Genomic DNA, 13203 nt, shown 5'->3' on the forward strand with positions numbered 1-13203 from the left:
CCGCCCTTTTCTTTTGCCCGGCAAGCAGGCCCCGCCGCCTCACTTACTGCGAATGACGATCTTGTACTGTCGGCCGGGAATGATCTGGTCGCTGGAAGAAAGCCCGTTCAATACACGGAACCGCTGTTCCTGGGCATTGGGGTAAGCCATGCGCGCAGCCAGCGTCCGAACGGTATCGCCGCGCCCTGCGGTGACCACATCAAGCCTGCGCGGCACAACCTGCGCAGCCTCCGAAGAAGTGATCTGCCGCATGGAACGGAACATCGGGTTGAACACCCCGATACCGCCTGCCGGTGCCAGCGCGGTGAAATGATAGACCTGATTGCCCGGGAACTGATAGGCAAACACCACCACATCCACCTGGCTGCCATTGCTTGTCACCCGCGCTTCTCCATAGGCGGCGGGCAGCCCGTTGATGGTGGTACGTTCGATATTCTGCGGGGCCAGCGTGCTGCCTTCCCCGCCCAGCGCCTGAAATGCCTGCCTGATATAGGCGTCGAGGCTGCCGCTGAACGATCCGCCCGACATTTGCGCCTTGCCGGTATCGCCATTGATCGAAACGGCTCTGGTTCCGTTCATCATGTAGAATCCATCTGGCGCGGTGAATGCCAGACGCAGTTCCGGATGAGTGAAAGTGCTGCCTTCGATGATTCCCTGCGCCGGATCGTCCCCATAAACGAGCCCGTCAATGCGCGAGAGGAACGTGTCGCGATTCGTCACGCCGGTCCCATTTCCGGCTAGTTGCAGCGCATTCTGCACCCGGCTCGCCGGGTCCGGGTGGGTCGAAGCCCATTCCGGAACCGTCGCGTTCCGCCCGTCCAGCGAGGCATCGAGCGAATTTTGCGCAGCAAGGCTGGCAAGAACACCGGCCATCGCGCGCGGATCGTAACCCGCACTGTTGAGATATTGAACACCGAGCTTGTCCGCCTCCAGCTCCTGCGAGCGGGAATAGCTCAGTGTTGCCAGTTGCGGTGCGGTGGAAGAAATTTCCTGCCCGAGCCGCCCGAGCGCGGAATCGCCCAGCAAAACTCCGGACAGGACCTGCCCCAGCACACCGAGAATCTGGTTGCGCTGTGCCGTCTGCTGGCGGCGTGCCGAATGGCGGGCGGCGACATGGCCGACTTCATGGCCGAGCACGCCGGCAAGCTCCGCCTCATTATTCATCAGCGTAACGAGCTGGCGCGTCACATAGACATAGCCGCCAGGCACCGCGAAGGCATTGTTGACCGAACTGTTCAGCAGCGTGACCGTGAATGCATCCGGCGTGGTCGCCAGCCCGGATTGGACGGCGATCCCCTGCCCGACATCGCGGACATAGCTGGCCTGCGGGCCGGAAACTTCGCCACCGAATTCCGCCACGAATTCATCGTGATATTGCGCGCCCTGCTGGGCTTCCGCCTGCGTGATCGGCGTGCCCGGCGCCACACCGGCGCCCGCCACGGTGGTGCAGGCCGCAAGCGAACCGGCGGCGACACAGCTCAGAGCGATTGCGCGAATTTTCCTGAAACGGACGGCGGACATGCAGGGCTCCTCAATATCAATCGGGCAGCCGTCGGCGCCCTACCTTCAGCCGGTTCAACCGCGATCGTGGCCGCAATGTTCCCGATCAGCGACCGCGTCGGCCCTGTTTGCGCTGATCGCCAATCGCCAGGAACCGGTCTTCACGCATACGCTGCAACTGCTTGGGCGATTTGCCTGACAGGGAATGCAGTTCCTCGCCAATTGCCGTGCCCAGGGCGGCAGTGGCCGATGCCGGATCCCGGTGCGCCCCACCGACAGGTTCCGGCACGATGCGGTCGATCACTCCCAGGCCGAGAAGGTCCTGAGCCGTCAATTTCATCGCTTCGGCCGCCTGCGCCGCTTTTTCGGCCGTCCGCCACAGGATCGAGGCGCAACCTTCAGGCGAAATCACCGAATAGACCGCATGTTCGAACATCAGCACGCGTTCCGCACTGGCCAGTGCCACGGCGCCGCCGGAACCGCCCTCGCCCACAATGACCGAAACCATCGGAACCGGCAGGGCCAGACATGCTTCGGTGGAACGGGCGATCGCTTCGGCCTGACCGCGCTCCTCCGCCTCGATACCGGGAAATGCGCCCGACGTATCCACCAGCGTCACCACCGGCAGATTGAAACGCCCGGCAAGCTCCATCAGGCGGATCGCCTTGCGATATCCTTCCGGCTTGCCCATGCCGAAATTGTGGCGCAGCCGGCTTTGCGTATCATTGCCCTTTTCGTGGCCGATCAGCATGATCTTGCGGCCATTGAAAGTCGCGAAACCGCCCATGATCGCTTCATCCTCGCCATAATGGCGGTCACCGCCCAGCGGGATGAATTCTTCGAACAGATATTCCACGTAATCGCGAAAATGCGGGCGTGACGGGTGCCGCGCCACCTGCGTCTTCTGCCACGGAGTCAAAGACGCATAAGTGCTGGCGAGCATTTCCGCGCTCTTGTTTTCTAGCCGTTGCAGCTCGGAAGAGATGTCGACATCGTCGCCATCGGCGGCAGCACGAAGCTCGGCAATGCGTTCCTGCAGGGCGGCGACCGGCTTCTCGAATTCAAGGTATGAGATCATGGCTTCGCGCTAACCGCACCGCTCGCCGCCTGCAAGAGGATGCCGTTCATTGACGAGCGCGACGAGCCGCGCAGCATCGACATGGGTATAGATTTGCGTGGTCGCGATATCGGCGTGGCCGAGCAAGGTCTGGAGCACGCGCAGATCGGCCCCTCCCTCGAGCAGATGGGTGGCGAAGGCATGGCGCAGGACATGCGGGCTGAGCCGGGCCGGGTCGATCCCCGCCCGCGCCGCCAGATCCTTGAGCATCTGGAACAGGCGGACGCGGCTTATATGCTTGCCGCGTGACGGGAAGACGAACTGACCATCATCCGGCCGCACGGCCAGCCACCGGGCAAGCGCATCCTTCGCTCTGCGGGAGACCGGCACCATGCGCTGCTGCGATCCCTTCCCGGTAATGGTGAGAAAGGGCGCATCGCGCGGAACAGCGGATAAAGGCAGTGCCACCACCTCGCTCGCCCGAAGGCCCGATCCGTAAAGCAGTTCCAGCAAGGCAAGCAGGCGAATCGCCGCAGGCCTGCCGCTTTCCGCTTCGCTTTCCGCCTGCCTGAACAGGGTTTCGACCTGATCGTGAGACAGGATTTTCGGCAGGGGCCGACGTGCGGCCGGGCGTGGCAGAGCCGGAGAAGGATCGTCCTTGCGCAGCTTTTCATCCACCAGAAAGCCATAGAACTGCCGCAGGGCGGAAGATTTCCTGGCCACAGTCGAAGGTGCCAGTTCCGCCCATTTCTGCCCCAGGCCAGCCAGCGATTCCCGGTCCGCCACGGCCAGATCGCCGATGGCTTCCTCGGCCCCTTCGAGATCGCGGCGATAGGCTGCCAGCGTATTGGCAGCGGCGCCGCGTTCGGCGGCCAGCATGGCAAGAAATTCTTCGATATGCGCGGACATCGGAACTGGTCCTTCCGCCATGCAGGCGCGAATCAGGCGCGCGCCACGGCCTCTGCCGCGATCATCCTGGCTTCGGCATTCAGACCGGCCCGATCGAGCGCGCGCACGATGTGATAGAGCTGCCGGGCCGTCATCCTGTTCCAGCCACTGCCCTGCATGCCAACCCCGGCGAGAAGCGCGACCAGCGCGCCATTGCGCAATTCCCCGGCCCGGTCGATCTTGCGGCTCCACGGACTGGCGCGTTCCAGATCGACCCCGAACTTGCTGGAAAAGCTGGCAATGTCACCGCTGTCCAGCCTGCCAAGTCCGGCCAGACCCGCCAGCAGAAAGCGGGACTTGCGGCGGTTGGGGCTTTCGTCCGCTTCGTGGAAACTGTCCACTGCACTGGCGCGGAACTGCGCCGAACGCGTTGGGGACGCCAGTGCCAGCAGGGCCCATGCCTCGCTGCCTTCATCCACGCTATCCGCCCAGCGCATGGCATTGCGATCGAGCCCGGCCGTTAGCATGGAGGCAATGATCCGCCCGGCATCTGCCGACAATTCGCCGGTCACCGGCAAGCGGGCAGCGGCATAGGCTGTCAGCACCTGATTGCCATAGCCCGATCCGTCATCCCACAGCCGCCGCATCGCGGCGAGGCGATCGGCAGGAGCGCTGGCGACATAGGCTTCCCGCAGGGTTGCCGCGCGGTCCCTTTCCTCCGCATCCGGTGCGCCCGTGCTCCAGAGCTGGGAGTAGAGGTCCACCATGGCGGAGGAAGAGAATATGCCGCGTTCCGCCGCGAGCCGCGACGAAGTGGCACGCCGTGAAAGCGGAACAGCGGGAATCAGCGCATCGGAAATGACGAAGCGGGAGGCCGCATCCTCGGTCAGCTGTTCCGGAACATCGATACCCAGCGCGCGGGCAAGGCCGAAGCGGAATGGCGTCAGCTCCTCCACATCGTCCCACTGGATGTTCACCGCCCGACGGCCTTCGGTGGCCGCGCCGGCGAAACGCTGCGCCAGCAGCACGTCGATCCGCGATGCAGTGCCCCGGCCCAATGCGCGGTTCAGTTCCCTTTCCGCACTGCGCGCTTCACCGGCATAGGCCGCGCAAATCTGGCGCGTGAGTTCCCAATCGGCATCATTGCGCAAGCCTGGCTGCAAGCGCGCGACCGGGCACATGCCAAGCAGATCGCCCGTCGCGAGATAGGCATCGAGCGCGGCAGTGGACAATTCGGCATCGTAATTATCCGAATCTATGTCCTGCACGATGGAGCGCGCCGCCACCGGTTCCCCCATGCGATTGAGCAGCGAAGCCCGCAAAGCGGCGAATTCCACGGGATCCATATCCGCCGGTGCGTTCAGCCGGCTGGCAAGCGCACGACGCAGCAATATATGGCCCCAGCGCGAAACCAGCGGCCCTTCAGTGCCTTCAATCGCGGCACGGATCAGGGCGGCAGGCTGGCCAGCCAGCGATCCGACAGGGAAGCCGCCCTCCTCCGGCCCGATCAGGCCGACCCGGCGAACGGCACGTCGGGCAGCGGGGGGAACGTCGAATTTCGGCTTGAGGCCCAGAACATCGTCGATCTCGTCCGGATCCATCTGTTCCAGTTCCGCCAGGGAAGGAAAATCCTCCGACAAGGCGACAGGTGCGGACGGGCCAGCCCCGGTATCGATGCCGGGCAGTGGCTGGATCACGGGGGATTGGGTGGGAGAAGGAACAGGCGCCTGCCCCGGCAAAGGTGATTGCGTGCCGGTGGCGCGGGGCGTGGGCGACGGTGTCGGCGAAGGTGCCGGATTGCTGAAACTGGGCGGCAGCAACGATTCCGGCGCGGCAAGCACCCAGGAAGAGCTCAGTGCCAGCGCGGCGCCGGCAAGCAGGACGGATCGCCTCATTGCAGACCTTCCGGCAGTTCCACGGGTTGTTCGATCAGGCGCTGCGGTTCCCGCCCGCCATCATACCAGGCGAGCAGCAGGAAGATCACCAACACCGTCAGAAAACCCACCAAGATCTTTTCCCGGCGCATCGCCACAGACTGTCATTCCCCAGTAAACTTGCACCGGCGGTTAGCCCATCTATAGGCTCGGCGGCAATGACCATTGAATCGCCGACCCTGACCGATAGCGAAATCCGCGATCTTTCCGCCCGCATTGATCGGCCAATCGTGCTGGTAGGCATGATGGGCGTGGGTAAATCCACCATCGGGCGCAAGCTGGCGCAATTGCTGGCCCTTCCCTTTGCCGACGCGGACGAGGAAATAGAACAGGCCGCGCAGATGAGCGTGAGCGAAATTTTCGAGCAATTCGGCGAGGATTATTTTCGCGACGGTGAACGGCGCGTGATCCAGCGATTGATGGAAGGCGGCCCCAGCGTGATCGCCACAGGCGGCGGGGCCTTCGTGCAAGACGATACCCGCGAACTGATTCTGGACCAGGGCATCGCCATCTGGCTGGATTGCGATGTGGAAACGCTGGTGGATCGTGTCAGCCGCAAGGACACGCGCCCCCTGCTCCGCGGCGGCGATCCCGTCGAAATCGTGACCCGCATCAAGGCAGAGCGCGAAAATTCCTATGCCGCCGCGCCGATCAAGGTCATTAGCGATTCCGGCCCGCATGGCGAGGCCGTCAACCGTATCCTGCAGGCGTTACAGCAATGGCAATAATTCCGGTCGAACTGGCGGGCAGATCCTATGAAGTGCGGGTGGCCTCCGGCCTGCTGGCGGATATTGCCGGCCAGTGCGCCCTCCTGTTGCGCAAGAAGCGCGTGCCGATCGTTACCGACAGCAACGTGGCGGAACATTGGCGCGCCACGGTGGAGAAGTCGCTGATCGCCGCCGGCCACGAACCTCGCGTGCTGGTTCTCGATCCCGGCGAAGGCACCAAGAGCTGGCATGTGCTGGAACGCGTGATGGACTGGCTGCTGGCCGAAGAGGTTGAACGCGGCGATCACATCCTCGCCCTGGGCGGTGGAGTGATCGGCGACCTCACCGGATTTGCCGCCGCGATTCTGAAGCGCGGCTGCGGCTTTATCCAGCTTCCCACATCGCTGCTCGCACAAGTGGATAGCAGCGTCGGCGGCAAGACCGCGATCAATACCGGCGCGGGGAAGAACCTCGTCGGCGCGTTCCACCAGCCCGCTTTGGTTCTGGCGGATCTGGATACGCTGGACACGCTGCCCGCCCGCGAAATGCGGGCCGGTTATGCCGAAGTGATAAAATACGGCATTCTGGGCGACCGCGAATTTTTCGACTGGTGCATGCGTGAAGGGCCGGAAGTGGTCACAGGCGGAATCAGCGCGCAGGAATTCGCAGTCACGCAGAGCGTGAAGGCCAAGGCCCGCATTGTCGCCGAAGACGAACGCGAAACGAGCGGGGCGCGCGCCCTGCTCAATCTGGGCCACACTTTCGGCCATGCGCTCGAGGCGCAGACCGGCTTTTCGGACCGGCTTCTGCATGGCGAAGGCGTAGCGCTGGGGATGGTGCTGGCCGCGCGCTATTCGGCGAGGAAAGGCTATATCACGGAAGCCGACGCGGCCCTGGTAACGGCTGCTATCGCATCGGCGGGCCTGCCGACCGAAATCGCCTCTCTCGGTCTGAATTGCGATGGCCAGACCCTTGCCGGACATATGCTGCACGACAAGAAAATGGATGCGGGCACCCTGCCCTTTGTCCTGCTGCGCGCCATTGGCGAGGCGTTCCTGGACAAGCAGGTGTCACTGGAAGACGTTGCGGCGTTCCTGGGCGAACAATTGCAGGCGCATTGATCAGTAGTTCATGACCGAACGCAGCGCGCTGCAGCGTTCGGCCGGGGTGCCTGAAATCACGCTGAGATCGCCGTCGGTTTCCAGAACGACCGCGGCAACGTCTTCCACATTGCCATGGCCGGCCTTGCGAATGGCAGCTTCTATCTCGCCATGCGTGATACGTTCCTTGCGCATCGGGGCTTCGAGGAATTGCCCATCGCGCAGTAACAGGCGCGGGTCGGAACGGATCAGCCGCCGGAACCAGCCAAGCCGCAAGGACAGGAAGGCCACGAACCATTGCAGAAACGCCAGCATGGCAAAAGCCAGCGCGCCTTCCGCAAAGGACACGTCCTTGCTCAGCAGCACTGTCGCCAATGTGGAGCCGAAAGCCACCGTGACGACGAAATCGAATATGTTGAGCTTGGCCAGCGATCGCTTGCCCGCGAAACGCAGGATCAGGACCAGCGCGGCATAGGCGCAAGTGGTTACCACCACGACACGGAACAGATCATGCCAGCTATCGAAAAACATGAAGGTCATACGCGCGAAGGCGCGTGATGATCCGGAAGAATAACCGGATCAGCCGGTTACCGGGTGAAGATCCACGATTTCAAAATCAGGCAACAGGGCTTCTATCAGCAAGCCGCGGTGGCATTCGCTCCGCAGGGCGCAATAACATAGCAGGCAGACAGGCTGCTTTTGCGCCAGTTCCCGCAGTTCGGCCATTTGCGCCAGCGCTTCGGGCAGTTCGAGCTGGCCGGAATAGATCCGGGCCAGTTCGGCATGGTCCCCCCGCCGCGCCGCCGCCCGCCCTTCGGCTGGCGTGCCCAGATGCCTGAAATGGCGATAAGCGATGCCGGTTTCCTCAACCGCTGCCTTGAGCGAATTTTTAGAAAAACCGGGCCGCCGCGAATTGGGCAACGCGCGTATATCGGCAAGGAGTTGCACCCCTGCATCTTCGAGCGCCGCAACCAGCGCTGGCTGAGATGCCTGAGCGTAACCGATGGTGAATACACGGGCCATTTCCGCTCAGAACTTCTTGCGGGCAAAGCCAACAGCCGCGCCCAGTGTGGCGCCCAGCCCGGTGCCGACCAGTGGCACGACAGAACCCGCCGCCGCGCCGAGCACGGCACAGGCCGCCACGCTGCGCCCGGTTTCAGTCTTCAATCCCCTGGCGGCCAGGCGGGCGCCCTGGGCCGCTGCCTTGCCTGCTTCCACCGCCACGGCCCCTGCATGCCTTGCCGCTTCCTTCCGCTTTTCAGCAGCGGTCGGCGCGATCAGGCGAATGCCGCATTCGTGGCAATATTTGTCAGTACGCCCGACCTCGGCACGGCAATGGGCGCAAAGGAGGTTGGTTTCATTCATGTCGTTGATGACTGCCCACGAGGCAAATGCCGAATTGGCCGCCCGCCCCGGCTCATCGCCCGAACAGCGAAAGCTGAATGCTCACAGCGGAAGATTATCATGCTTCTTCCACGGGTTTGCCAACTGCTTGTTGCGTAACTTGCGCAGCCCCAATGCGATGCGACGCCTGGTGGAATGCGGATAGATCACTTCGTCAATAAAGCCCTTGCTCGCCGCAACGAAGGGATTGGCGAAACGGTCCTCATACTCCCTGGTCTTGCGGGCGATCTTTTCCGGATCGTCGCGATCCTTGCGGAAGATGATTTCCACCGCGCCTTTTGCCCCCATCACGGCAATTTCCGCCGTCGGCCAGGCATAGTTCAGATCGCCGCGAAGATGCTTGGAAGCCATCACGTCATACGCCCCGCCATAGGCCTTGCGCGTAATCACCGTGATCTTCGGCACCGTCGCCTCCGCATAGGCGAAGAGCAGCTTGGCGCCATGCTTGATGATGCCGTTATGTTCCTGATCGGTGCCCGGAAGGAAGCCGGGCACGTCCACGAAGGTCAGGATCGGGATGCCAAACGCATCGCAGAACCGCACGAAACGCGCGGCCTTGCGGCTGGCATCGATGTCCAGGCAACCGGCCAGTACCATCGGCTGATTGGCGACCACACCCACCGTGCGCCCCTCCACCCTGCCGAAGCCGCATAATATATTGCCGCCATGGGCTGGCTGAATTTCGAAGAACTCGCCTTCGTCCAGCACCTTGCGGACCAGTTCGTGCATGTCATAGGGCTGGTTGGCATTGGCCGGCACCAGCGTATCGAGACTATGTTCGATCCTGTCCCACGGATCGCTGGTCGGCAATTCGGGCACGCCGTCGCGATTGTTCGGCGGCAGGAAGCTGATGAAATCGCGCGCGGCGGACAGCGCCTCGATATCATTTTTCAGCGCCAGATCGGCCACGCCGGTCCTGGTCGTATGCGTGATCGCGCCGCCCAGATCTTCTTGCGTGACGACTTCATTGGTGACCGTCTTCACCACTTCCGGCCCGGTCACGAACATGTAGGAACTGTCTTTCACCATGAAGATGAAGTCGGTCATGGCCGGGGAATAGACCGCCCCGCCCGCGCAGGGGCCCATGATCAGGCTCAATTGCGGGATCACGCCGCTGGCCAGAACATTGCGCTGGAACACTTCGGCATAGCCGCCCAGGCTGGCCACGCCTTCCTGAATCCGGGCACCGCCTGAATCGTTGATGCCGATCACGGGCGCGCCGACCTTCATCGCCATGTCCATGACCTTGCAGATCTTCTGCGCGTGGCGTTCGGACAGGCTGCCGCCAAAAACGGTGAAATCCTGGCTGAATACGAAGACCAGCCTCCCATTCACCGTTCCGCTGCCAGTGACCACGCCATCTCCGGGCACGGTATGTTCGGGCATCCCGAAATCGGTGCAATTATGCTCGACATACATGTCCAGCTCTTCGAACGAACCTTCGTCCAGAAGGACTTCGATCCGCTCTCGCGCGGTGAGTTTGCCCTTGGCGTGCTGCGCCTCGATCCGGTCCGCCCCTCCACCCATACGGGCGGCCGCGCGGCGGCGTTCGAGTTCTTCTATATTGGCGGACATGCGCTCTCCCTGCGGCCCATCACATCTGGGTAGAGCCGTGACGGGATGCGGGCAAGCCCGGGCAAACTGAACGAGCCTGCCCGGCGCAGCAGCTATTTCAGCAGAACGAGCTCTTCTGCCATGGTGGGATGGATCGCCACGGTGGCGTCGAAATCATCCTTGGTCAGCCCCGCCTTCACCGCAACCGCCGCAGCCTGCATGATCTCCGGCGAGTCCGGGCCGATCATGTGCACGCCGACCACGCGATTGTTCGATGCATCGACAACCATCTTGTAAAGGCCGCGTTCGTTGCGCCCGGCCACCACGTTCTTCATCGGGCGGAAATCGGACTGATAGACCTTGACCGGCCCCAGCTGCTCCCGCGCTTCCGCCTCGGTCATACCTACGGCAGCGATCGGCGGGTGGCTGAATACGGCGCTGGGAATGCAATCATAATTCACCGTGGTCGGCTTGTCGCCAAACACCGTATCGGCAAAGGCCTGCCCTTCGCGGATCGCCACCGGGGTCAGCTGCACCCGATCGGTCACATCGCCCACGGCATAGATGCTGTCCACATTGGTGCGATTATATTCATCGACCAGGATTTCACCCTTCTTGCCGAGATCGACGCCGGCACTATCGAGGCCCAGCCCTGCCGTCTTCGGCACGCGCCCCGTGGCGAACATCACGCAATCCACTTCCAGATCATCATGATTGGTCATGGAAACTTTCAGCGCGCCGCCTTCCGTTTTTTCAATCTTCTCGAATTCAGCGTGGAAACGGAAATCGATGCCCTTGGTCAGCGAAATCTGCAGCAAGCGATCGCGCAGGCTCTCGTCATAGGCGCGCAGGATGACATCGGATCGATTGATGATCGTCACCTGGCTGCCGAATTCATTGAAGATCCCGGCAAATTCATTGGCAATATAGCCGCCGCCCGCGATCAGGACGCGCTTCGGGATCTCGTCGAGATGGAATGCCTCGTTGGAGGTAATGCCCAGATCGCTGCCCGGACAATCCGGGATCATCGGCCAGGCGCCGACAGCGACCAGAATGTAACGCGCCGTGAAGCGGGTGCCATCGGCCAGTGTCACCTCGTTCGGGCCAGTTATGGTGGCACGCTGGGGAATGATCTCGACGCCGTGATTTTCCAGCGTCTGGGTGTAGAGGCCGTTCAGCCTGTCCACATCCTTAAGCACATTGTCGCGCAGAACTTTCCAGTCGAACCGGCAATTATCCATGGTCCAGCCGAAATTGCGGGCATCCTGCATATCCTCCGCAAAATGCGCGCCATAGACCAGCATCTTCTTGGGGACGCAGCCGCGGATCACGCAGGTGCCGCCGACCTTGTGCTCTTCCGCCACCGCCACTTTCGCGCCGTGGGCAGCCGCAACGCGGCTCGCTCTTACGCCGCCGGAGCCGGCGCCGATGGTGAAGAGATCATAGTCGAATTCGGCCATTGGCGGGCTCCTGCTGCAAGAGAGGGCCCGCATATGGAGGGCGGCGGCACGATTGCCAACCGCCCCGTGGCCGAAACCGTGGGATCAGCCTTGCGAGCCCTGACCTTGCGCAGCGCCGGAGCGGCGACCGCCGCCTCCGCCACGACGGCGCCGATTGCCGCCGCCGGGCTTGCCGCCCTGCTTGCCGGCATTGCCGCCGGAACGGATGGCTGCGGAACTGCCGCGGGGCTTTGCTTCCGCCGTCGGCTTGGCCCGGCGATTACCTCCGCCGCGGCGGCGTGGCTGACGGCTCTGCCTGTCGCCATCATCTTCGCGCACGATCCTGTCCTGGCCCTGCTGGGCCCGCGCGTTCACACGTTCCACTTCCGCACGGAAGTTTTCCGGCAATTCGACCTTGTCCAGAGTGACGCGGGTCAGCTTCTGGATATCGCGCAGGTAATCACGCTCATCCGGCGCGCAGAAGCTGATGGCCACGCCATCGCGCCCCGCACGGGCCGTACGGCCGATCCGGTGCACATATTGTTCCGACACATTGGGCAGTTCGAAATTGATAACATGGCTGACGCCGGAAATATCGATACCGCGCGCCGCGATGTCGGTGGCGATCAGGACGCGCACCTTGCCATCGCGGAATTCACCCAGGGCCCGCTCGCGTTGCGGCTGGCTCTTGTTTCCGTGAATTGCATTGGCGCGGATGCCGATCTGGCCAAGCTTGCGCACCACCCGGTCCGCGCCATGCTTGGTCCGGGTAAAAACGAGAACGCGGTCCATGTCGCCCGCGGCAAAACCATCACGCAGCACCATGCCCAGCAAGGCCTGCTTTTCCGGCTGGTTGCAGAAGCAGACGAATTGTTCGACCCGTTCCGCCGTGGTCGAAGCCGGTGCCACCGAAACATGCACCGGAACGGTCAGATACTGGCGCGCCAGATCCTTGATCGCCTTGGGCATGGTGGCCGAAAAGAACAGCGTCTGCCGCTGGGCCGGAAGCAATCGCACGATGCGCCGCAGATCGTGGATAAATCCGAGGTCGAGCATCTGGTCAGCCTCGTCCAGCACCAGCACCTCGACCGAGCCGAGATCGAGCGCACCCTGATCAGCCAGGTCGACAAGCCGGCCCGGCGTGGCGATCAAAATGTCGACGCCGCGAGCCAGGTCCTGCTTGTTGCGGTTGACCGAGGTGCCGCCAAAGACGGTAACGATCCGCATCTTGGCGAATTTTGCATAATCGCGGGCACTTTCCGCGATCTGTCCGGCCAGTTCGCGCGTGGGCGCCAGCACCAGCATTCGGCAGGAACGGCGCTGGGCAGACTTGCCCGATGCCGTCAGCCGGTCAATCGAAGGCAGCATGAATGCCGCCGTCTTGCCCGTACCGGTCTGGGCGATGCCGAGAAGGTCCTTGCCTTCCAGAACATGCGGGATGGCCTGTTCCTGGATCGGAGACGGCGTTTCGTAACCCTTGAGCGAAAGTGCCTGGAGAACGGGCTGCGAAAGCCCGAGTTGTTCGAATGTCATATTGTGAGTTGAACTCGCATCAAATGCGTCGGCGCGCGCCGGAAACCGGGCGCGCGTTCGCGGGTTTGAGGTTCGCGGCCGTTGCCG

12 protein-coding genes are annotated in these 13203 nt (G+C 62.8%); 2 read left to right on the plus strand and 10 right to left on the minus strand.

What is annotated here, in order from left to right:
- Nucleotides 1-39 precede the first annotated feature (39 nt).
- The 4 genes from WYH_RS03550 to WYH_RS03565 form a co-directional block, all read right to left on the minus strand.
- Nucleotides 40-1521, minus strand: coding sequence for a M48 family metalloprotease (locus tag WYH_RS03550; protein ID WP_046902742.1), 1482 nt, complete (start codon nucleotides 1519-1521; stop codon nucleotides 40-42).
- A gap of 85 nt (nucleotides 1522-1606) precedes the next feature.
- Nucleotides 1607-2578, minus strand: a complete 972-nt coding sequence (locus WYH_RS03555; RefSeq protein ID WP_046902743.1) for an acetyl-CoA carboxylase carboxyltransferase subunit alpha — start codon at nucleotides 2576-2578, stop codon at nucleotides 1607-1609.
- A 9-nt stretch (nucleotides 2579-2587) separates the two neighbouring features.
- Nucleotides 2588-3466 carry a tyrosine recombinase gene (locus WYH_RS03560; protein WP_046902744.1) on the minus strand — a complete coding sequence of 293 codons (879 nt, stop codon included), beginning with the start codon at nucleotides 3464-3466 and terminating at the stop codon, nucleotides 2588-2590.
- 32 nt (nucleotides 3467-3498) lie between these two features.
- On the minus strand, nucleotides 3499-5340 hold the full coding sequence (locus tag WYH_RS03565; protein ID WP_046902745.1) for a hypothetical protein: 1842 nt from the start codon (nucleotides 5338-5340) through the stop codon (nucleotides 3499-3501).
- A 197-nt stretch (nucleotides 5341-5537) separates the two neighbouring features.
- Here WYH_RS03565 and WYH_RS03570 point away from each other — a divergent pair, with 197 nt between their 5' ends.
- Both WYH_RS03570 and aroB read left to right on the plus strand, forming a co-directional pair.
- Nucleotides 5538-6107: a shikimate kinase gene (locus WYH_RS03570; protein WP_179945429.1), complete on the plus strand. Its 570-nt coding sequence runs from the start codon at nucleotides 5538-5540 to the stop codon at nucleotides 6105-6107.
- Nucleotides 6098-7207 (plus strand): 3-dehydroquinate synthase, encoded by a 1110-nt coding sequence (gene aroB, locus WYH_RS03575; RefSeq protein ID WP_046902746.1) that lies wholly within the window; start codon nucleotides 6098-6100, stop codon nucleotides 7205-7207. The genes WYH_RS03570 and aroB overlap by 10 nt, the downstream gene beginning before the upstream one ends.
- On the opposite strand, the gene WYH_RS03580 is transcribed toward aroB, so the two are convergent.
- The 6 genes from WYH_RS03580 to WYH_RS03605 all read right to left on the minus strand — a co-directional run bounded on the left by WYH_RS03580 (nucleotide 7208) and on the right by WYH_RS03605 (nucleotide 13116).
- Nucleotides 7208-7726, minus strand: a complete 519-nt coding sequence (locus WYH_RS03580) for a DUF421 domain-containing protein (RefSeq protein WP_235979824.1) — start codon at nucleotides 7724-7726, stop codon at nucleotides 7208-7210.
- A 39-nt stretch (nucleotides 7727-7765) separates the two neighbouring features.
- On the minus strand, nucleotides 7766-8209 hold the full coding sequence (locus WYH_RS03585) for a DUF488 domain-containing protein (protein ID WP_046902747.1): 444 nt from the start codon (nucleotides 8207-8209) through the stop codon (nucleotides 7766-7768).
- Between the two features lie 6 nt (nucleotides 8210-8215).
- Nucleotides 8216-8551, minus strand: a complete 336-nt coding sequence (locus WYH_RS03590; RefSeq protein ID WP_046902748.1) for a hypothetical protein — start codon at nucleotides 8549-8551, stop codon at nucleotides 8216-8218.
- Between the two features lie 81 nt (nucleotides 8552-8632).
- The gene (locus WYH_RS03595; protein ID WP_046902749.1) at nucleotides 8633-10165 is read right to left on the minus strand and encodes an acyl-CoA carboxylase subunit beta; all 1533 of its coding nucleotides are present in this window, start codon (nucleotides 10163-10165) and stop codon (nucleotides 8633-8635) included.
- A 92-nt stretch (nucleotides 10166-10257) separates the two neighbouring features.
- Nucleotides 10258-11604 carry a glutathione-disulfide reductase gene (gene gor, locus WYH_RS03600; RefSeq protein ID WP_046902750.1) on the minus strand — a complete coding sequence of 449 codons (1347 nt, stop codon included), beginning with the start codon at nucleotides 11602-11604 and terminating at the stop codon, nucleotides 10258-10260.
- 84 nt (nucleotides 11605-11688) lie between these two features.
- Nucleotides 11689-13116 (minus strand): DEAD/DEAH box helicase, encoded by a 1428-nt coding sequence (locus WYH_RS03605; protein WP_046902751.1) that lies wholly within the window; start codon nucleotides 13114-13116, stop codon nucleotides 11689-11691.
- Nucleotides 13117-13203 lie beyond the last annotated feature (87 nt).

The sequence above is a fragment of the Croceibacterium atlanticum genome (assembly GCF_001008165.2).
GTDB lineage: Bacteria > Pseudomonadota > Alphaproteobacteria > Sphingomonadales > Sphingomonadaceae > Croceibacterium_C > Croceibacterium_C atlanticum.

Excerpts from the sequence above, each read along its gene's own strand:
- WYH_RS03550 (WP_046902742.1), bottom strand. The coding sequence starts at position 1,521 with ATGTCCGCCGTCCGTTTCAGGAAAATTCGCGCAATCGCTCTGAGCTGT.
- WYH_RS03555 (WP_046902743.1), bottom strand. The coding sequence starts at position 2,578 with ATGATCTCATACCTTGAATTCGAGAAGCCGGTCGCCGCCCTGCAGGAA.
- WYH_RS03560 (WP_046902744.1), bottom strand. The coding sequence starts at position 3,466 with ATGTCCGCGCATATCGAAGAATTTCTTGCCATGCTGGCCGCCGAACGC.
- WYH_RS03565 (WP_046902745.1), bottom strand. The coding sequence starts at position 5,340 with ATGAGGCGATCCGTCCTGCTTGCCGGCGCCGCGCTGGCACTGAGCTCT.
- WYH_RS03570 (WP_179945429.1), top strand. The coding sequence starts at position 5,538 with ATGACCATTGAATCGCCGACCCTGACCGATAGCGAAATCCGCGATCTT.
- aroB (WP_046902746.1), top strand. The coding sequence starts at position 6,098 with ATGGCAATAATTCCGGTCGAACTGGCGGGCAGATCCTATGAAGTGCGG.
- WYH_RS03580 (WP_235979824.1), bottom strand. The coding sequence starts at position 7,726 with ATGACCTTCATGTTTTTCGATAGCTGGCATGATCTGTTCCGTGTCGTG.
- WYH_RS03585 (WP_046902747.1), bottom strand. The coding sequence starts at position 8,209 with ATGGCCCGTGTATTCACCATCGGTTACGCTCAGGCATCTCAGCCAGCG.
- WYH_RS03590 (WP_046902748.1), bottom strand. The coding sequence starts at position 8,551 with ATGAATGAAACCAACCTCCTTTGCGCCCATTGCCGTGCCGAGGTCGGG.
- WYH_RS03595 (WP_046902749.1), bottom strand. The coding sequence starts at position 10,165 with ATGTCCGCCAATATAGAAGAACTCGAACGCCGCCGCGCGGCCGCCCGT.
- gor (WP_046902750.1), bottom strand. The coding sequence starts at position 11,604 with ATGGCCGAATTCGACTATGATCTCTTCACCATCGGCGCCGGCTCCGGC.
- WYH_RS03605 (WP_046902751.1), bottom strand. The coding sequence starts at position 13,116 with ATGACATTCGAACAACTCGGGCTTTCGCAGCCCGTTCTCCAGGCACTT.